The organism is Azospira sp. APE16, from assembly GCF_047901315.1.
GTDB lineage: Bacteria > Pseudomonadota > Gammaproteobacteria > Burkholderiales > Rhodocyclaceae > Azospira > Azospira oryzae.
The window spans coordinates 2247320-2265772 of record NZ_CP179682.1; the positions used below are offsets into that span (position 1 = coordinate 2247320).

General features: G+C 65.1%; 16 protein-coding genes and 3 tRNA genes. 8 read left to right on the plus strand and 11 right to left on the minus strand.

Features of this window, described 5'->3' with window-relative positions; genetic code table 11:
- Positions 1 to 16: 16 nt before the first annotated feature.
- From ACLSSQ_RS10760 to ACLSSQ_RS10795, 8 genes are all read right to left on the minus strand, one after another.
- Positions 17 to 93: transfer RNA gene (locus tag ACLSSQ_RS10760), tRNA-Asp, on the minus strand.
- Between the two features lie 25 nt (positions 94 to 118).
- Positions 119 to 194: transfer RNA gene (locus ACLSSQ_RS10765), tRNA-Val, on the minus strand.
- 28 nt (positions 195 to 222) lie between these two features.
- A complete protein-coding gene (locus ACLSSQ_RS10770) occupies positions 223 to 495 on the minus strand; it encodes an HU family DNA-binding protein (protein WP_014237258.1) in 273 nt (90 codons plus the stop codon).
- Positions 496 to 656: 161 nt separating this feature from the next.
- Positions 657 to 3074, minus strand: a complete 2418-nt coding sequence (gene lon, locus ACLSSQ_RS10775; protein ID WP_130458322.1) for an endopeptidase La — start codon at positions 3072 to 3074, stop codon at positions 657 to 659.
- Between the two features lie 114 nt (positions 3075 to 3188).
- Entirely contained in the window at positions 3189 to 4463 is a 1275-nt protein-coding gene (gene clpX, locus ACLSSQ_RS10780; protein WP_014237256.1) for an ATP-dependent Clp protease ATP-binding subunit ClpX, read from the minus strand.
- A 15-nt stretch (positions 4464 to 4478) separates the two neighbouring features.
- Positions 4479 to 5120, minus strand: coding sequence for an ATP-dependent Clp endopeptidase proteolytic subunit ClpP (gene clpP, locus ACLSSQ_RS10785; RefSeq protein ID WP_014237255.1), 642 nt, complete (start codon positions 5118 to 5120; stop codon positions 4479 to 4481).
- A gap of 125 nt (positions 5121 to 5245) precedes the next feature.
- Positions 5246 to 6550, minus strand: coding sequence for a trigger factor (gene tig, locus ACLSSQ_RS10790; RefSeq protein WP_205230243.1), 1305 nt, complete (start codon positions 6548 to 6550; stop codon positions 5246 to 5248).
- Positions 6551 to 6596: 46 nt separating this feature from the next.
- A tRNA-Leu gene (locus ACLSSQ_RS10795) sits at positions 6597 to 6681 on the minus strand.
- Positions 6682 to 6812: 131 nt separating this feature from the next.
- Here ACLSSQ_RS10795 and hpnC point away from each other — a divergent pair.
- Genes hpnC through hpnE form a run of 3 tightly spaced genes read left to right on the plus strand, consistent with a single transcriptional unit; the run spans position 6813 to position 9803 of the window.
- Positions 6813 to 7637, plus strand: a complete 825-nt coding sequence (hpnC, locus tag ACLSSQ_RS10800) for a squalene synthase HpnC (RefSeq protein ID WP_416242666.1) — start codon at positions 6813 to 6815, stop codon at positions 7635 to 7637.
- 10 nt (positions 7638 to 7647) lie between these two features.
- A complete protein-coding gene (gene hpnD, locus ACLSSQ_RS10805) occupies positions 7648 to 8481 on the plus strand; it encodes a presqualene diphosphate synthase HpnD (protein WP_416242667.1) in 834 nt (277 codons plus the stop codon).
- Entirely contained in the window at positions 8466 to 9803 is a 1338-nt protein-coding gene (hpnE, locus tag ACLSSQ_RS10810; protein ID WP_416242668.1) for a hydroxysqualene dehydroxylase HpnE, read from the plus strand. Before hpnD ends, hpnE begins: the two co-directional genes overlap by 16 nt.
- Before the next feature lie 10 nt (positions 9804 to 9813).
- On the opposite strand, the gene ACLSSQ_RS10815 is transcribed toward hpnE, so the two are convergent.
- Positions 9814 to 10368, minus strand: coding sequence for a class I SAM-dependent methyltransferase (locus ACLSSQ_RS10815; protein WP_416242669.1), 555 nt, complete (start codon positions 10366 to 10368; stop codon positions 9814 to 9816).
- A gap of 316 nt (positions 10369 to 10684) precedes the next feature.
- Between ACLSSQ_RS10815 and ACLSSQ_RS10820 the strand changes: the two genes are divergently transcribed.
- Positions 10685 to 13375 (plus strand): bifunctional acetate--CoA ligase family protein/GNAT family N-acetyltransferase, encoded by a 2691-nt coding sequence (locus ACLSSQ_RS10820; protein ID WP_014237249.1) that lies wholly within the window; start codon positions 10685 to 10687, stop codon positions 13373 to 13375.
- A gap of 145 nt (positions 13376 to 13520) precedes the next feature.
- On the opposite strand, the gene ACLSSQ_RS10825 is transcribed toward ACLSSQ_RS10820, so the two are convergent.
- On the minus strand, positions 13521 to 13712 hold the full coding sequence (locus tag ACLSSQ_RS10825; protein ID WP_014237248.1) for a DUF3460 family protein: 192 nt from the start codon (positions 13710 to 13712) through the stop codon (positions 13521 to 13523).
- A 320-nt stretch (positions 13713 to 14032) separates the two neighbouring features.
- Between ACLSSQ_RS10825 and ACLSSQ_RS10830 the strand changes: the two genes are divergently transcribed.
- Positions 14033 to 15730: an AMP-binding protein gene (locus ACLSSQ_RS10830; RefSeq protein ID WP_416242670.1), complete on the plus strand. Its 1698-nt coding sequence runs from the start codon at positions 14033 to 14035 to the stop codon at positions 15728 to 15730.
- A 70-nt stretch (positions 15731 to 15800) separates the two neighbouring features.
- Here ACLSSQ_RS10830 and ACLSSQ_RS10835 read toward each other — a convergent pair whose 3' ends face one another.
- Positions 15801 to 16034: a DUF3567 family protein gene (locus ACLSSQ_RS10835; protein ID WP_014237246.1), complete on the minus strand. Its 234-nt coding sequence runs from the start codon at positions 16032 to 16034 to the stop codon at positions 15801 to 15803.
- A gap of 185 nt (positions 16035 to 16219) precedes the next feature.
- Here ACLSSQ_RS10835 and ACLSSQ_RS10840 point away from each other — a divergent pair, with 185 nt between their 5' ends.
- From ACLSSQ_RS10840 to ACLSSQ_RS10850, 3 genes are all read left to right on the plus strand, one after another.
- Positions 16220 to 16792 carry a DNA-3-methyladenine glycosylase I gene (locus ACLSSQ_RS10840; RefSeq protein ID WP_014237245.1) on the plus strand — a complete coding sequence of 191 codons (573 nt, stop codon included), beginning with the start codon at positions 16220 to 16222 and terminating at the stop codon, positions 16790 to 16792.
- 70 nt (positions 16793 to 16862) lie between these two features.
- Entirely contained in the window at positions 16863 to 17411 is a 549-nt protein-coding gene (locus ACLSSQ_RS10845) for a hypothetical protein (protein WP_416242671.1), read from the plus strand.
- 114 nt (positions 17412 to 17525) lie between these two features.
- Positions 17526 to 18398: a D-hexose-6-phosphate mutarotase gene (locus ACLSSQ_RS10850; protein ID WP_416242672.1), complete on the plus strand. Its 873-nt coding sequence runs from the start codon at positions 17526 to 17528 to the stop codon at positions 18396 to 18398.
- Positions 18399 to 18453: the final 55 nt, after the last annotated feature.

An 18453-nucleotide genomic window follows, 5' to 3' on the forward strand; every position in this document is an offset into this window, starting at 1 on the left:
TCGCCTTTTTGCTTACTGGCGGAGTGGACGGGACTCGAACCCGCGACCCCCGGCGTGACAGGCCGGTATTCTAACCGACTGAACTACCACTCCTGACTAACTCTGTACGCTCTTTTTCTGGTGGGTGCTGACGGGATCGAACCGCCGACATCCAGCTTGTAAGGCTAGCGCTCTACCAACTGAGCTAAGCACCCGTGCCGTTTGGCTAAGCGCGAAAGACCGTTAGTTTACCGCATCCTTGAGCGCTTTACCAGCGCGGAACTTCGGCACCTTGGCTGCCTTGATCTTGATGGTGGCGCCGGTGCGCGGGTTGCGGCCGGAACGGGCAGCACGCTTGCCAACATAGAAGGTGCCAAAACCCACCAGGGTCACCATGCCGCCCTTCTTCAGGGAAGTCTTGACGGCACCGATGGTGGCATCAAGCGCACGGCCGGCTGCAGCCTTGGAGATATCCGCAGACTTGGCGATTTGATCGATCAGTTCAGATTTGTTCACGTAAGCCCCCTTACATAAAGGTTGTTAACAGGAAAGTCCTGCACGCACTTTTATAACAAGCCGGAAAACCTTGTGTCAAGCGGTTTCTAGCCGATTTGGGGGATATTCTGAGGGGGTGTTGCCATGCCGGAAGAATTGCATCCGGCATGGCAAAAATGGCATCAGTGGGTGATGACGCCGGAATTGGCGGAATCATCCGCCTGGGCGGCGACCGGCGCCGCTGCTTGATCTACAGCTGGCAGAGGCTCGGGCATGCGCTCCAGGGCGTGCTGCAGCACCTGGTCGATCCAGCGCACGGGAACGATCTCGATCTTGCCCTTGATGCTGTCGGGAATCTCGGTCAGGTCCTTGACGTTCTCTTCCGGGATCAAAGCCTTCTGCAGGCCGCCGCGCACCGCGGCCAGCAGCTTTTCCTTGAGACCGCCGATGGCCAGCACCTCACCCCGCAGGGTGATTTCGCCGGTCATGGCCACGTCGCAACGCACCGGAATGCCGGTCAGCACGGACACCATCGCCGTGCAGATGCCGATGCCGGCGGAAGGACCGTCCTTGGGAATGGCGCCTTCGGGCAGGTGGATGTGGATGTCGGTCTTCTGGTAGAAGTCGTCCTTGATGCCGAGGGACTGGGCCCGCTGGCGCACCACGGAAACGGCCGCCTGGATGGACTCCTGCATCACCTCGCCGAGCTTGCCGGTCTTGATGGTATTGCCCTTGCCCGGCAGGGCGGCGGTTTCGATGGTGAGCAGTTCGCCGCCCACTTCGGTCCAGGCCAGACCGGTCACCTGACCCACCTGGTTTTCCTTTTCCGCCATGCCGAAGGTGTAGCGGCGCACACCGAGGAACTTGTCCAGATTGCGTGCCGTGACGGCCACCTTGGTCTGGCTCTTCTTCAGCAGCAGGGTCTTCACCACCTTGCGGCAGATCTTGGAGATTTCACGCTCCAGGCTGCGCACGCCGGCTTCCCGGGTGTAGTAGCGGATGATGTCGCGCAGGGCGCTTTCGGCCACGGCGATCTCGGTCTTCTTCAGACCGTTGTTCTTCATCTGCTTGGGCAACAGGTAGCGCAGGGCGATGCTGACCTTCTCGTCTTCCGTGTAGCCGGAGAGGCGGATCAGCTCCATCCGGTCCAGCAGCGGGCCGGGGATGTTGAGGGTGTTGGCCGTCGCCACGAACATGACCTCGGACAGGTCATATTCCACTTCGACATAGTGATCCACGAAGGTGGAGTTCTGCTCCGGGTCCAGCACCTCCAGCAGGGCGGAGGAAGGATCGCCGCGGAAGTCCATGCCCATCTTGTCCACCTCGTCGAGGAGGAACAGGGGGTTCTTCACCGCCACCTTGGTCATGTTCTGCAGAATCTTGCCCGGCATGGAACCGATGTAGGTACGGCGGTGGCCGCGAATCTCGGCCTCGTCCCGCACGCCGCCAAGACTCATGCGCACGAACTTGCGGTTGGTGGCCTGGGCGATGGACTGGCCGAGGGAGGTCTTGCCCACCCCGGGAGGTCCGACCAGGCACAGGATCGGCGCCTTGAGCTTGTCCACCCGCTGCTGCACGGCGAGATACTCGAGAATGCGTTCCTTGACCTTCTCCAGACCCCAGTGGTCCTTGTCCAGAATCTTCTGGGCTTCGGCCAGGTCCTTGGAGACCCGGGTCTTCTTCTTCCAGGGCAGCCCCACCAGGGTCTCGATGTAGTTGCGCACCACGGTGGCTTCGGCCGACATGGGCGACATCAGCTTGAGCTTCTTCAGTTCAGACTGGGCCTTGGCGACGGCTTCCTTGGTCATGCCGGCAGCCTTGACCTTCTTTTCCATCTCTTCCAGGTCGGCCCACTCTTCGCCTTCGCCCAGTTCCTTCTGGATGGCCTTGACCTGTTCGTTCAGGTAGTACTCGCGCTGGCTCTTTTCCATCTGGCGCTTGACGCGGCCGCGGATGCGCTTCTCCACCTGCAGGATGTCGATTTCGGACTCGAGCTGGGTCAGCAGACGCTCGATGCGCCCCTTGATGTCGAACAGCTCGAGGATTTCCTGCTTCTGTTCGAGCTTGAGCGGCAGATGGGCAGCGATGGTGTCGGCCAGTCGGCCGGCCTCTTCGATGCCGGCAATGGAGGTGAGGATTTCCGGCGGAATCTTCTTGTTCAGTTTGACGTACTGGTCGAACTGGGCAATCACGGCCCGACGCATGGCCTCCACTTCATGGTTGGGGCCGTCTTCGCCGGCGATGGGCGTGGCGGTGGCGAAGAACATGGTCTGCTGGTTGTCCACCGCCGTGATGCGGGCGCGCTGGGTGCCTTCCACCAGCACCTTCACGGTACCGTCGGGCAGCTTCAACATCTGCAGGATGTTGGCAACGCAACCGATCTCGTAGAGGTCCTCGGGAGCGGGATCATCCTTGGCAGCGGACTTCTGGGCCACCAGCAGAATGCTCTTGCCGGCCTCCATGGCGGTTTCCAGAGCCTTGATGGACTTCGGGCGCCCCACGAACAGGGGAATAACCATGTGGGGGAAGACCACCACGTCCCGCAGGGGCAGCAAGGGCAGATCCACGGGCTCGGAAGGTAATAGGGTAATGCTGGACATGGTGAGTCCTTATGAAAAGCAATCACCCCTGAAGATAGGGGCGATGGAAGGATTCTTCAAGCCCGGGGAGTCACCAAATTTGGCGACTCCCCGGCTTGCAGGCAATGCGCGGGATCAGTTGGAGCCGGAAACCTTGGGCTGCTCGGCGTAGATGAGGATGGGCTTGGCTTCGCCGGAGATCATGCCTTCGTCGATCACCACCTTGGAGACATTGTCCATGCCCGGAAGTTCATACATGGTTTCCAGGAGCACGCCTTCCAGGATGGAACGCAGGCCCCGGGCGCCGGTCTTGCGCTCCAGCGCGCGGCGGGCGATGGCAGTGAGGGCCGCGGGACGCACTTCCAGTTCGGCACCTTCCATGGCGAAGAGCTTCTGGTACTGCTTGATCAGGGCGTTCTTCGGCTCGATCAGGATTTCCACCAGGGCAGCTTCGGACAGTTCGTCCAGGGTGGCGATCACCGGCAGGCGGCCGACGAACTCGGGGATCAGGCCGAACTTGATCAGGTCCTCGGGCTCCACGGTGCGCAGCACTTCGCCGACGGCCTTCTTGTCTTCCTTGCTCTTCACTTCGGCGCCGAAACCGATGCCGCCGCGGGTGGAACGGTTGCGGATGACCTTTTCCAGGCCATCGAAAGCGCCGCCGCAGATGAAGAGGATGTTGGCCGTATCCACCTGGACGAAGTCCTGGTTGGGATGCTTGCGCCCGCCCTGGGGCGGCACGCTGGCCACGGTACCTTCGATCAGCTTGAGCAGGGCCTGCTGCACGCCCTCACCGGAAACGTCCCGGGTGATGGAGGGGTTGTCGGACTTGCGGGAAATCTTGTCGATTTCGTCGATGTAGACGATGCCCTGCTGGGCCTTCTCGACTTCGTAGTCGCACTTCTGCAGCAGCTTCTGGATGATGTTTTCCACATCCTCGCCAACGTAGCCGGCTTCGGTCAGGGTGGTGGCATCGGCCATGACGAAGGGCACGTTGAGCAGGCGGGCCAGGGTCTGGGCCAGCAGGGTCTTGCCGGAGCCGGTGGGACCGATCAGCAGGATGTTGCTCTTGGCCAGTTCCACGTCATCGGCGCTCTTGCCCTGATGGCGCAGGCGCTTGTAGTGGTTGTACACGGCCACGGAGAGGATTTTCTTCGCCACTTCCTGGCCGATCACGTACTGGTCCAGGATGCTGCAGATTTCCTTCGGCGTCGGCAGGTCGTCCTTGCCGCCCTTGCCGCCGACGTCACCAGCGATCTCGTCGCGGATGATGTCGTTGCACAACTCGATGCACTCGTCGCAAATGAACACGGACGGTCCGGCGATGAGCTTCTTCACCTCATGCTGGCTCTTGCCGCAGAAGGAGCAATAAAGCAGCTTTTCGGCGCTGCCGCTTTTCTTTTCCGTCATATGTCGTCCCCTGCCTTATTTTGCTTCCTGGGCGTCGGCACGGCTGCTCAGAACCTTGTCGATCAGGCCGTATTCCATGGCTTCGGCTGCAGAAAGGAAGTTGTCGCGATCCGTATCCTTCTCGATACGATCCACGGGCTGGCCGCTGTGCTTGGCCATGATCTCGTTCAACTTGGCACGCAGGGAGAGAATTTCCTTGGCGTGGATTTCGATGTCGGAGGCCTGGCCCTGGAAACCGCCCATGGGCTGGTGAATCATGACACGGGAATTGGGCAGCGCAAAACGCTTGCCCTTGGCCCCGGCGTTGAGCAGGAAAGCGCCCATGGAGGCAGCCTGGCCCATGCACAGGGTGGAGACGTCGGGCTTGATGAACTGCATGGTGTCGTAGATGGACAGGCCAGCGGTCACGGAACCACCCGGGGAATTGATGTAGAAGAAGATGTCCTTGTCGGGATTGTCTGCTTCCAGGAACAGCAACTGGGCCACCACCAGGTTGGCGGAGGCGTCGTTCACCGGCCCGACCAGGAACACGATGCGTTCCTTGAGCAGGCGGGAATAAATGTCAAAAGCCCGTTCACCGCGGCCGCTTTGCTCAACCACCATGGGGACCAGCCCCAGGGCTTGGGGATCCCACTGGCTGCCGTTATCGATCTTCATGCGCATCCTCTGTTTTTTGGTTGGGGGAGTCGAAGGTTTGGGACGTTGCGGTGACTTATTATGACGCAGGGGCCGCAAAAACTTGCAGCCCCCACGTTACTTCTTCTGCGGATGCGAAGCGCGTCTTAGGCGCGGCGACCCATCAGTTCGTCGAAGTCGGCGGTCTTGTCGGTAACCTTGGCCCGTTCCAGGACCCAGCTTACCACGTTATCTTCGACCACGACGGCCTCGACCTCGGCCAGACGCTGGGGCTGGGCGTAGTACCACTTCACCACTTCGTCCGGGTTCTCGTAGGACTGGGCAGCCTCTTCCACCATGGCCTTGATCTGCTCGGGCTTGGCGTACAGGTTTTCCACCTTCACCAGCTCGGCCAGCACCAGACCCAGGGTGACGCGGCGCTTGGCCTGTTCGCCGAACCACTCGGGCTTGACCGGCAGGTCCTTGCCCTTGAAGCCGCGGGCTTCCATGTCAGCCTTGGCGGCCTGCATCAGACGCTCCACTTCGCCTTCGATGAGGGCGTTGGGCACGTCGATGGGGTTGGCCTTGAGCAGGGCTTCCATGACCTGATCCTTGGTCTGGGCCTGGATGCGCTTCTTCACTTCGCGACCCAGATTGGTCTGGATCTCGGCGCGCATCTTTTCCACGTCGCCGTCGGCGATGCCCATCAGCTTGGCGAATTCGGCATCGACCTCGGGCAGCTTGGCGCCCTGGACTTCCTTGACGGTGATCTCGAACTGCACAGACTGGCCGGCCAGGTCCTTGGAGAAGTAGTCAGCCGGGAAGGTCATGTCGAAGGTCTTGGACTCGCCAGCCTTGAGGCCTTCCACGTTGTTCTCGAAATCGGCCAGCATCATGCCTTCGCCCAGGACGAAGGGGTAATCGGTGGCCTGGCCACCCTGGAAGGCAACGCCGTCCTTCTTGCCCAGGAAATCGATGACCACGCGGTCGCCCTTGGCGGCGGCGCGCTCGGCCTTGTCGAAGGTGACGCGCTGCTTGCGCAGGATGTCCAGGGTCTTGTCCACTTCGGCAGCGCCGACTTCGAAGGACAGACGCTCCACGTCGGTGGTGGAAACGTCGCCCAGGGTGATTTCGGGATAAACCTCGAAAATGGCGGAGAATTCCAGCTGGGTGTCGCTCTCGGTCTTCTTGGCCTCGATGCGGGGATAGCCGGCCACACGCAGCTTCTGGGCGGTCACGGCTTCGCCGAAGGCCTTGTCCACAGCGTCGGCCAGGGCTTCGTGGCGGGCCTGGGCACCGTACTGCTGCTTGACCATGTTGAACGGCACCTTGCCGGGACGGAAGCCGGGCAGCTTGACGCTCTTGCCCATGCGCTTCAGACGCTCGTCCACGTCCTTATCCAGATCGGCGATGGCAACGGCGATATCCAGGCGACGTTCCAGGGCGCTGGAGACTTGGGAATTCTCTTGCATGCGTTTTCCTTAGTGACAACAAGGGCAGCCTAGGCCGCCCGATCCGTGGTGCGAGAGAAGGGACTCGAACCCCCACGCCTTGCGGCGCTGGAACCTAAATCCAGTGCGTCTACCAATTCCGCCACTCTCGCGCAAACGAGCTATTTTACCCGAGTTGCCTCTATACTGTAAGCCTTGCCCCACGCCGCGAATCCGCTGGGGCCGCAACCGCCAGAGACGACGCCGGCCTGGCCCGGCAAGCGTCCGCCACGACCGCATGCCCATGCCCGTCGATCACTACGAAAATTTCCCTGTCGCCTCCATCCTCCTGCCCCGGCACCTGCGCCGCCCGGTGGAAGTCATCTACCGTTTCGCCCGCAGCGCCGACGACATCGCCGACGAGGGCGAGGCCGGCGATGCCGAGCGCCTGCAGGCCCTGGCGGCCTACGGCGCCGAACTGGAGCGCATCGAGGCCGGCATCACCCCGGAAACGCCCCTGTTCCAGGACCTGGCCCCCATCCTGGTGGCCCACGATCTGCCCCTGCAGCCTTTCCACGACCTGCTCTCGGCCTTCGCCCAGGACGTCACGGTCAAGCGCTACGCCGATTACCCCGCCCTGCTCGACTACTGCCGCCGCTCCGCCAACCCGGTGGGGCGCATCATGCTGCACCTGTTCGAAGCCGCCACGCCGGAAAACCTGGCCCACTCGGACGCCATCTGCACCGCCCTGCAGCTGATCAATTTCTGGCAGGACGTGGCCGTGGACTGGGAGAAACAGCGGGTCTACCTGCCCCAGGAGGACCTGCTGTGCTTCGGCCTCGACGAAAAAGCCATCGCCGCCGGACAGGTCGACGAGGCCTGGTGCTCCCTCATGGATTTCCAGGTGCAGCGGGCCCGCCAGCTGATGCTGGACGGCGCCCCCCTGGCCCTGGACCTGCCCGGCCGTTTCGGTTGGGAAATACGCCTGACGGTGGAAGGGGGCCTGCGCATCCTGGAAAAAATCGGGCAGGTAGGGGGCGACGTTTTCCGCCGGCGCCCCCGCCTCGGCGGCGGCGACTGGTTGCTCCTGGCCTGTCGTGCCGCCCTCTTCCGCCACGGATGCCGCTAGAATCCCGCCCATGAATCCCCACGACTACTGCCAGCAGAAGGCAGCCGCCAGCGGCTCCTCCTTCACCATCAGCTTCACCCTCCTGCCCCGGGAGAAGAAACAGGCCATGACCGCCCTCTACGCCTTCTGCCGGGAGGTGGACGACGTGGTGGACGAAGTCGAGGACCCCCAGGTGGCGGCCATCAAGCTGGCCTGGTGGCGCCAGGAGGTGGAGCGGCTCTACGATGGTACGCCCCAGCACCCGGTGGCCCAGGCCCTGACTGAGGTGATCAAGACCATTCCCCTGGACAAGGAACTGCTGCTGGAAATCATCGACGGCATGGAAATGGACCTGACCCAGGCCCGCTACGCCGACTTCAAATCCCTGCAGCTCTACTGCTACCGGGTCGCCAGCGTGGTGGGCCTGCTCTCCGCCGAAATCTTCGGCATGACGCAAAGGGCCACGCGCAAGTACGCCCACGACCTGGGCATGGCCTTCCAGCTCACCAACATCATCCGCGACGTGGGCGAGGATGCCCGCCGCGGCCGCATCTACCTGCCCATGGACGAACTGCAGCGCTTCAACGTGCCGGCGGCGGACATCCTCAGCAGCCGCCCGACGGAAGCCTTCGCCGCCCTCATGCAGTTCCAGATCGAACGGGCCCGTGGCTTTTACGAGCAGGCCTTCGCCGCCCTGCCGGCGGCGGACCGCCGCCAGCAGAAGCCGGGGCTGGTGATGGCCGCCATCTACCGCAGCCTGCTGGAAGAAATCGCCGCCGAGCCCGGGCTGGTCCTCACCCACCGCATTTCCATCCCGCCCGGACGCAAGGCCTGGCTGGCGCTCAAGGCGTGGATCAAGGGCTGACGCCGTCCGGCACCGGGGCACCGGCCCGGGTCGCCATTGTCGGCGCCGGCTGGGCCGGCCTGGCCTGCGCCGTGGCCCTGGTCCGCCAGGGCATCCCCGTCAGCATCTTCGAATCGGCGCGCCAGCCGGGCGGTCGCGCCCGCCTGGTCCAGGTCGAAGGCCTGGCCCTGGACAACGGCCCCCACCTGCTCATCGGCGCCTACGGCGCCACCCTGGAACTGATGGGCCAGATCGGCAGCGCCGGGCACCTGCGCCGGACGCCCCTGGCCCTGCTGACGCCACCCCACTTCAGCCTGCGCCTGCCGCGCCTGCCCGCCCCCCTGCACCTGGCCTGGGGCCTGCTCACGGCCAAAGGCGTCGGCCTGGGCGAGAAGTTCGCCGCCGCCCGCTTCATGCAAGCCCTCAAGGCCGGCGGCTACCGGCTGCCCGCCGACTGCAGCGTCAGTGAACTGCTGCAACGGTACCGCCAGGGCCCCCGGTTGACCCGCTTCCTGTGGGAGCCCCTGTGCCTGGCTGCCCTCAATACCCCGGCCGCCGCCGCCTCGGCCCAGGTCTTCGCCAACGTTCTGCGCGACAGCCTGGGCGGCCCGGGAGGCGCGACGGACATGCTTTTGCCGACCACCCACCTGGGGGGCCTCGTCCCTGAACCCGCTGCAACCTGGCTGGCTGAAAAAGGCCAGCCGGTGCGCCTCTCCAGCCGGGTACGCCGCATTTCGGCCAGCAGCGCGGGCTGGCGGCTGGAGTGGGAAAACGAAGGGCAGACGGGCAGTGCCGAATTCAGCCAGGTGGTGCTGGCCACCGCCCCCCAGCACGGCGCCGCCCTGCTGCCGCCGGCACCGGCCCTGGACGCCCTGCGCCGGCAACTGGCCGCCTTCGCCTACGAGCCCATCGCCACGGTGTATCTGCAGTACGACGCAGACGTGGCCCTGCCCTTTCCCCTGCTGGGCCTGGCCGGGCCTATCGGCCAATGGGTCTTCGACCGGGGCCCCCTCGACGGCCACCGGGGCCTGCTGGCCTGCGTCCTCAGCGCCCACGGCCCCTGGGAAGCGCTGGCCCCCGAGGCCCTGGCCCAGTCCCTGCACCGGGAGCTGGAAAGCGCCCTCGGCCGCCCCCTGGCGCCACCCCGCTGGCAGCGCACCATCCGGGAGGCCCGGGCCACCTTCGCCTGCCGGCCCGATCTGGAGCGCCCCGCCAACGCCACGCCCATGCCCGGCCTGTGGCTGGCCGGCGACTACACCGCCGGCGACTATCCGGCCACCCTGGAAGGGGCCGTGCGCAGCGGCCATACGGCCGCCCGTCTGATCGCCGCCAACCTGGCTTAAGTGCCCCGCCTCAGGGCCGGCCGGGAAGCCGGGGCAAGTCGCCCGGCACCGCACACAGGCGCTGCACCATGGCCGCTTTTGGCACCTCCACCTCTCCCGCCTCGTAGGCAACCACCTGCAGCCCCTGCTGCCGGCAGACCTCCAGCAATTCCCCCGGCTGCAGCAGGAAATCCGGCCGGCTCGGCTTGCCGAAACGCTCGTTGCCCGCCATGAAGGTCTCGTAGAGCAGCATCCCTCGGGGCGCCAGGGCTGCCGCCAGCAGGGGCCACAGGGGCCGGTGCAGATAGTTGGTGACGACGATGCCGTCAAAGCGGCGTCCGGCCAGAGGCCAGGGAGCACCTTCCAGGTCCGCCGCCAGGGCTTCGATGCCCGGCAGCCCCGCCAGGGCAGCAATAGCTTCGGCATCCCGATCCACGGCCGTCACCGCCAGGCCCCGGGCCGCCAGCCAGCGGGCATGGCGGCCGCTGCCGCAGGCCAGGTCCAGCACGCTGCCGCCGCCGGGCAGGAGGTGGGCAAAACGGGTGATCCAGGAGGATGGCGGCAGGACGGAAACAGGGGCGGACATGGGAGCTCCGGACGAAGGCTGGGCGAAAGCCGGGAGCAAGGGCTCCGGCCAAATATGGTGCAATGCAACATGGCGTACGGGTGAAACAGGGCGCGCCCGAATCAACCCCGGCAAGCGGCCGGCAATCGGCCCGACAGGCAGACTATAGGTTTAATTGTCACTTTCCTGACCTGGATCAAACGGCAACCGGGGGCTGCGGTTTTCCCCATGAGACACCTTCTGACTTTTGTGCTAGATTTTTGCGTCGCACAATATCAAACTGGAACTCGAATCAGCACCGGCCAAGCCGGGCTGGTCCAAAGCTCGGGGACAAGTCATGCACGAAGAAGAACACTACCTTACCAGCCTGTTCGAACCCAAGTCCGTCGCCGTCATCGGCGCCTCGGACCGGGAAAACTCCGTCGGCAACATCATCTACCGCAACATCGTGGCCGCCGGCTACAAGGGCCGCCTCTACCCGATCAACCCCAAGCACGACACCGTGCAGGGCGTACAGGCCTACAAGTCCATCGAGGAGATCGGCGCCCGCGTGGACCTGGCCGTGATCGCCACCCAGGCCCGCACCGTGCCGGCCATCATCGAGCAATGCGGCCGCAGCGGCGTCAAGAACGTGGTGGTCATCACCGCCGGCTTCGCCGAGGCCGGCCACTCCGGTGCCGCCCTCGAACGCAAGATGGTGGAAATTGCCCGCAGCTACGGCGTGCGCATCCTGGGCCCCAACTGTCTCGGCCTGATCCGCCCGGTGCAGGGCCTCAACGCCACCTTCGCCAACATCTCCGCCAACCCGGGCAACCTGGCCCTGGTCTCCCAGTCCGGCGCCCTGTGCACCGCCATTCTCGACTGGGCCAAGGTCAATGACGTGGGCTTCTCCTCCGTCATTTCCACCGGCGGCTCCGCCGACATCGATTTTGGCGAGATTCTCGACTACCTGGTTTACGACAACCGCACCCACTACATCCTCATGTACGTGGAAGGCATCCGCAACGCCCGCCGCTTCATGAGCGCCATGCGTTCGGCCGCCCGCATCAAGCCCATCCTGCTGCTCAAGGCCGGCCGTTACGAATCCGGTTCCGTCGCCGCCCAGGTGCACTCGGGCATGGCCCTGGGCTCCGACGCGGTGTTCGACGCCGCCCTGAAGCGGGCCGGCGTGGTGCGGGTGCGCAACATCGGCCAGCTGTTCTACGCCGCCAAGGGCCTGGCCTCCAAGTTCCGCCCCGACGGCAACAAGCTGCTGATCATCACCAACGGCGGCGGCCCCGGCGCCATGGCCGCCGACCGGGCCGCCGAACTGGGCATCCCCCTGGCCGACCTGTCCCAGTCCACCATCGCCTCCCTCAATGCGGTGCTGCCGCCCACCTGGTCCCACGCCAACCCCATCGACATCGTCGGCGATGCCACCCCGGAACGCTACCGGGACGCCATCCTGGCCGGCACCCAGGACCCGGAGGTGGACGGCATCCTGGTGATGCTGACGCCCCAGGCCATGACCCAGCCCGAGGAAGTGGCCAAGGCCGTGATCACCGCCAGCGAGACCTGTACCAAGCCCATCGTCGGCTGCTGGATGGGCGAACAGCAGACCTACCCGGCGCGCAAGATGCTGACCGAAGCCGGCATTCCCGCCTTCCGCATGCCGGAAACGGCGGTGGACCTGTTCTCCCATCTGTCCACCTACTACCGCAACCAGAAGCTGCTGCTGCAGACGCCGGAACCCATCTCCCGCCAGGCCAAGACCGCCACCGAAGGCGCCAAGATGCTGATCGAGGCGGTGCTGTCGGAACGGCGCAAGGTGCTCTCCGAAATGGAGTCCAAGTCCGTGCTGCGGGCTTTCAAGATTCCCGTGGCCCAGACCATGGTGGCCCGCACTCCCACCGAGGCCCTGCTGCTGGCCGAGCAGATCGGCTTCCCGGTGGTGATGAAGGTGGATTCCCCCGACCTGCCGCGCAAGTCCGAAGTGGGCGGCGTGCGCCTCAACATCATCTCCGCCGCTGCCGTGCGCAATGCCTACCACGACATTCTCGACACCGTGGGCCGCAACGCCCCCAGCGCCCGCATCAACGGCGTTTCCATCGAGCCTTTCGTGGCCCGTCCCAACGGCCGGGAACTGAAGGTGGGCGTGATCCGGGACCGGGTCTTCGGCCCCGTCATCACCTTCGGTGTCGGCGGTGCCGAGTGCGAGGTCTTCAACGACACCGCCGTGGCCCTGCCGCCCATGAACAGCTACCTGGTGGAGGACCTGATCCGTTCCACCCGGGCCGCCAAGATCCTGGGCGACTACCGCAACATGCCCGCCGCCAACATGGAGGCCCTGGAGGACGTGCTGCTGCGCATCTCCCAGATGGTGTGCGAACTGCCCTGGCTGCAGGAGCTGGACCTCAACCCCCTGATCGTCGATGAAAACGGCGCCATCGCCGCCGATGCCCGCATCGTCATCGACTTCGCCCCCTCATCCGGTGACCGCTATTCCCACATGGCCATCCACCCCTACCCGGCCCACCTGGTGGAGGACTGGGTCCTGCCCGACGGCCAGGTGGTGGTGATCCGCCCCATCCGTCCGGAAGATGCGGAAATGGAGAAGGAATTCGTCGCCCACCTGTCCGACGAATCCAAGTACTTCCGTTTCATGGACACCCTGCGGGAGCTGACCCAGTCCATGCTGGTGCGCTTCACCCAGATCGACTACGACCGGGAAATGGCCTTTGTCGCCGTCACCGAGGAGGACGGCAAGGAAGTCCAGGTGGGCGTCTCCCGCTTCGTATCCAACCCGGACGGCGAGACGGTGGAATTCGCCCTGGCCGTGGCCGACGGCTGGCAGAAGCGCGGCGTCGGCCGCAAGCTGATGAGCGCCATCATCGAGTGCGCCCGGGCCAAGGGCTACCGGGCCGTGGTGGGCGACGTGCTGGCCCTCAACTCCAAGATGTTCAAGCTGATGACCAGCCTGGGCTTCACCATCCACCCCCACCCCGAAGATCCGGCCGTGAAGCGCGTCATCAAGCCCCTCACCGACTGATCCGCGCGGCGCCCCTCAAAAGGGGGCGGGGTCCGGGCCGGACCGCCACCAGGGACGGCCCCGGAAATCCCTGCCCTCGCCAACAAAGCAAAAGGGCCAGGCATCACGCCTGGCCCTTTTGCTTGGTATGGTTGCCGTAACCGGCTTACTTGCTGTTCACATCGTAGGGGTAGGACTTCTGGGCCACCTTGGCGGCCTTGAAGCCTTCCTGCTCTTCCTGGGGCAGTTCCTTGTCCCACCAGATGGCCCGGCCCTTGCGCTGGTCTTCCACCCACTCCGGGTTCTTAGCCAGCATTTCGCGCATGAATTTGGTGTGATCGGATTCGTACAGGGCCATGCCAGGGACTCCCAATGATTGGAGGGTTGAACGCAAGGCCTGGATTATAGCCCAACTCCCCGGAAATTCTGCGGCCGCCCCCGTGGGCCCGCCCCGCCTTGACACTGGCGATTTCATTACGTTAACGTCAACGTCAATAAACAATATAAAACGCGTTACGCGATCCGGGCAGGGGGGAGTCGGGCCGTCGTCGGCCGCTTCTCGATCTCAGGACCACCTGACCACACAGGCCGGTCCGTTCTCCCTGTTCTGTCGCGGGTTGTACCGGAGCAATCCGGCGTTGCCTTTTCACACTGAACGACAAAACAGAGGAGAACAAGTTGTCTGCTACTGAAGCCTTTCTCAAGGCCCGCGACTTCCTGCTGGCCCACCGCACCGACTACACCACCGCCTACAACGGCTTCCAGTGGCCCCAGCTGACCGAGTTCAACTGGGCCCTGGACCACTTCGACGTCATGGCCAAGGGTAACGACAAGCCCGCCCTGTGGATCGTTGAGGAAGACGGCACCGAGCACAAGATTTCCTTCGCCCAGATGTCCGCCCGTTCCAACCAGGTGGCCAACTGGCTCAAGGCCCAGGGCGTCAAGCGAGGCGACCGCATCCTGATGATGCTGGGCAATGAAGTGCCCCTGTGGGAAACCATGCTCGGCTGTATCAAGCTGGGCGCCGTGCTGATTCCCGCCACCACCCTGCTCACCCCCGAAGACCTGCGCGACCGCCTGGACCGGGGCCAGGTCAAGCACGTCATCATCGGCGCGGCCCACACCGACAAGTTCACCGACCTGGCCGGCGACTACACCCGCATCTGCGTCGGCGGCGAACCCGCCGGCTGGAAGTCCTTCAAGGACAGCCACACCACCTCCGCCGAGTACACCCCGGATGCCGCCACCAAGGTTTCCGACCCCCTGCTGCTGTATTTCACCTCCGGCACCACCTCCAAGCCCAAGCTGGTGCTGCACACCCACCAGAGCTACCCGGTGGGCCACCTGTCCACCATGTACTGGATCGGCCTGCAGCCCGGCGACATCCACCTCAACATTTCCTCCCCGGGCTGGGCCAAGCACGCCTGGAGCTGCTTCTTCGCCCCCTGGAATGCCGGCGCCTGCATCTTCCTCTACAACTACAGCCGCTTCTCCGCCAAGTCCATGCTCAATGTGCTGGAGAAGTACCAGGTCACCACCATGTGCGCTCCCCCCACCGTGTGGCGCATGATGATCCAGGAAGACCTGGCCGCCTATAAGGGCCGCCTGAAGATCCGCGAACTGATCGGTGCCGGTGAGCCCCTCAACCCGGAAATCATCGAGCAGCTGCAGAACGCCTGGAACATCACCATCCGCGACGGTTTCGGCCAGACCGAAACCACCGCCGAGATCGGCAACACCCCGGGCCAGCCTCTCAAGCCCGGTTCCATGGGCCGCCCCCTGCCGGGCTACCAGGTGGTGCTGGTGGATAGCGAAGGCAACGAGGCTGCCGAGGGCGAGATTTCCCTCAAGCTCAACCCGCGCCCCCTGGGCCTGATGGTGGGCTACTCCGGCGACGCCGAGAAGACCGCCGAAGTGATGCGCGACGGCGTCTATCACACCGGCGACGTGGCCACCAAGGACGAGGACGGCTACATCACCTACGTGGGCCGGGCGGACGACGTGTTCAAGGCCTCCGACTACCGCATCTCCCCCTTCGAGCTGGAATCCGTGCTGATCGAGCACCCGGCCGTGGCCGAGGCAGCGGTGGTTCCCTCCCCCGATCCGGTGCGCCTGGCCGTGCCCAAGGCCTACGTCATCCTGCGCAACGGCGAGAAGCCGTCCAAGGAACTGGCCAAGGACATCTTCACCTTCCTGCGCGCCAACCTGGCTCCCTACAAGCGCATCCGCCGCCTGGAGTTCTCCGACCTGCCCAAGACCATCTCCGGCAAGATCCGGCGCGTCGAGCTGCGGGCCAACGAGGCCAAGCGCCGCAATGCCAACGAAAAGGGCGAGTGGGAATTCTTCGAGGAAGACTTCCCCGACCTGAAGGGCTGAGCCCCCCCGGCTACGGCAAAAAAACGGCGGACCCGCGGGTCCGCCGTTTTTCATTCAGGACTGTTCCGGTCTACTGGAACACGATGGGCTGGGCGGCACCGGCACAATAGTCGGCGAGAAAGTCGTCCACGGTTTCCGTGTCCGTCCCTTCGCCCACCACTTCCCGGATGGCCCGGTGGAACTGCTCCGCCCGCACGCCCTGAATGAACAGGGAGCGGTTCCCGGTCTTGTCTACCAACTCGAAACCGTACTGGGCCGGGTAGGCCAGAACCGAATACTCGTCGCTGCTGTAGAACGTGTCCATGATCGGGTCCTCTCGTGTTAAAACGAAGGGCGGCCATTCATCCTTTCCGCATCTTCATCTCCCACATGGGAGTGCCACCCGCCGTTTTCAAGAGTATGAACCTTCCCGGGGCGAAAAAGTGCCCCGCCCCGGTGTTTTCCCCAGGTCGGGGCGTTACACTGCCGGCTCATCCCGAGGAGCCGACCATGCCCTGCCGCTGCGCCTGGGTCAGCGATGACCCGCTCTACCAGCATTACCACGACACCGAGTGGGGCGTGCCCCTGCGGGACCCCGCCCGGCTCTTCGAATTCCTCCTGCTGGAAGGGGCCCAGGCCGGTCTCTCCTGGATCACCGTCCTGAAAAAGCGGGAAACCTACCGCCTCGCCTTCGACCAGTTCGATCCCCGGCGCATGGTGGCCTACGACGAGGCCAAGGTGGCCAGCCTGCTGGCGGACCCGGGCATCGTGCGCAACCGGCTCAAGGTGGCCGCCTTCATCCAGAACGCCCGGGCCTGGCTGCAGCTATGCGAGGAAGAAGGCGATGCCGCCGCCTACCTGTGGCAGTTCGTCGGCGGCGCGCCGCGGCAGAACCGCTGGGCCAGCATCGCCGAGGCGCCGACCCGCACCGCCGAATCGGACGCCATGAGCAAGGCCCTGGCCAAGCGCGGTTTCAAGTTCGTCGGCTCCACTATCTGCTACGCCTTCATGCAGGCCACGGGCATGGTGAACGACCACACCACCGACTGTTTCCGCCACGCCGAAGTGGCGGCCACGACCTAGGCCCGGCGGTCACGCCGCTGTCATGTGGGGGTGCTAAAAAAGGAAGCCCCCCAACCAGGAGACAGCCGCCATGTACGACCTGCAACCCGCCACCGCCGCCCTGCACCAGGGCTCCCTCAACGCCTTCTCCAGCATCGCCGGCCTGCTGCTCGATTCCGGCCACCGCACCCTGGACATCTGCAGCGCCGCCCGCCAGGACCTGCTCGAATCCTTGCAGGCGGACGATGGCGCCCTGCCCCGCCTGGACGCCGGCAAGACCGGCGACACCCTGCACCGCCACTCCCTGGCCCTGACCCAGGAAGGCCTGGGCGCCCTGATGGCCCTGCAGGAAGAGGCCATCCGCTTCTTCGAAGGCCACAGCCACGGCCTCAGCGCCTTCGTCGCCCACAGCATCGAAAAGGCCGGCAAGGGCCTGCCGGCGGAAATCCTGCCGGCGGTGAACCTGTTCCAGCAGAGCGTCACCCAGCTGGACCACACCCTGGGCCACCTGGCCGCCAACGCCTCCCACACCGCCGCCCAGGCGGCCACCCAGATCGAGGCCAGCCTGGCCGAGGAAAGTGCCGCGAACGAAGACAACGGCAGCAAGCCCCGCAGCGCCTCCCGCCGCAAGGGCGCCTGAAACACCGCACCGGGCGCCGCCAGCAGCCGCGCCCGGCGCCCCGCTACAGGCCGCCGGGCGGAGCCGCCGCCGCCCGGCTACAATAGCGCCCCGCCCTTTCTCCCAGCGCTCCCCATGTCGGCATCCCAGAAACTCGGCAACACCACCTTCCACGGCCTCGACGCCGTCCGCCTCACCCTGCCCGACGGCAGCACCGCCGTCATCAGCGCCTTCGGCGCCCAGGCCCTGTCCTGGGTCCCCGCCGGCGGCGGCGAGCGCCTCTATCTCAGCCCCCAGGCCGACTTCGGCGGCAGCGTCCCCATCCGTGGCGGCGTCCCGGTGATCTTTCCCCAGTTCGCCGAGCGCGGCCCCCTGCCCAAGCACGGTTTCGCCCGCACCGCCACCTGGACCCTGGAAGAGTGGCGCGAACAGCCGGAAGCGGAAGAAGGCGGCTTCGCCTGCGCCGTCTACAGCCTCACGGCCGACGACGCCAGCCGGGCCCTGTGGCCCCACGACTTCCGCGCCGAGCTGACCGTGGCCCTGACCCGCGACCGCCTGGACATCGAACTGGAAGTGGAGAATCCGGGCAGCGAACCCCTGGAATTCACCGGCGGCCTGCACACCTATCTGCGCGTCAAGGAAGTGGAGAACGTCACCCTCACCGGCCTCCACGGCAGCCGCCGCCAGCTTCCCGGCAGCCAGGAGACCAAGGTCGAGACCGGCCCGGAACTGATGGTGGATGACGAGGTGGACCAGGCTTATCTGGACGTGCCCCGCCCCCTGCTGCTGAAGGACGGACGCCAGGCCCTGGCCATCGCCAGCGAGGGCTTTCCCGACGTGGTGGTGTGGAACCCCTGGGAACACCGCTGCGCCAGCCTCAAGGACATGCCGGCCAACGGTTTCCGCCACATGCTGTGCGTCGAGGCCGTGGCCGTGGGCAAACCGGTGGTGGTGGCCCCCGGCGCCTCCTGGTGGGGCCGCCAGACCCTGGTGACCCTGGACGCCTGATCCCGAAAAACAGGCAGGGCGGAGAGGCAATATCCACGGACCTCTCCACCTGCAT

Bases quoted from the DNA above. Each gene is read 5' to 3' on its own strand.
- lon (WP_130458322.1), bottom strand. From the start codon at position 3,074: ATGTCCAGCATTACCCTATTACCTTCCGAGCCCGTGGATCTGCCCTTG.
- clpX (WP_014237256.1), bottom strand. From the start codon at position 4,463: ATGACGGAAAAGAAAAGCGGCAGCGCCGAAAAGCTGCTTTATTGCTCC.
- clpP (WP_014237255.1), bottom strand. From the start codon at position 5,120: ATGAAGATCGATAACGGCAGCCAGTGGGATCCCCAAGCCCTGGGGCTG.
- tig (WP_205230243.1), bottom strand. From the start codon at position 6,550: ATGCAAGAGAATTCCCAAGTCTCCAGCGCCCTGGAACGTCGCCTGGAT.
- hpnC (WP_416242666.1), top strand. From the start codon at position 6,813: ATGCCCGTCGATCACTACGAAAATTTCCCTGTCGCCTCCATCCTCCTG.
- hpnD (WP_416242667.1), top strand. From the start codon at position 7,648: ATGAATCCCCACGACTACTGCCAGCAGAAGGCAGCCGCCAGCGGCTCC.
- ACLSSQ_RS10815 (WP_416242669.1), bottom strand. From the start codon at position 10,368: ATGTCCGCCCCTGTTTCCGTCCTGCCGCCATCCTCCTGGATCACCCGT.
- ACLSSQ_RS10820 (WP_014237249.1), top strand. From the start codon at position 10,685: ATGCACGAAGAAGAACACTACCTTACCAGCCTGTTCGAACCCAAGTCC.
- ACLSSQ_RS10825 (WP_014237248.1), bottom strand. From the start codon at position 13,712: ATGGCCCTGTACGAATCCGATCACACCAAATTCATGCGCGAAATGCTG.
- ACLSSQ_RS10835 (WP_014237246.1), bottom strand. From the start codon at position 16,034: ATGGACACGTTCTACAGCAGCGACGAGTATTCGGTTCTGGCCTACCCG.
- ACLSSQ_RS10840 (WP_014237245.1), top strand. From the start codon at position 16,220: ATGCCCTGCCGCTGCGCCTGGGTCAGCGATGACCCGCTCTACCAGCAT.
- ACLSSQ_RS10845 (WP_416242671.1), top strand. From the start codon at position 16,863: ATGTACGACCTGCAACCCGCCACCGCCGCCCTGCACCAGGGCTCCCTC.
- ACLSSQ_RS10850 (WP_416242672.1), top strand. From the start codon at position 17,526: ATGTCGGCATCCCAGAAACTCGGCAACACCACCTTCCACGGCCTCGAC.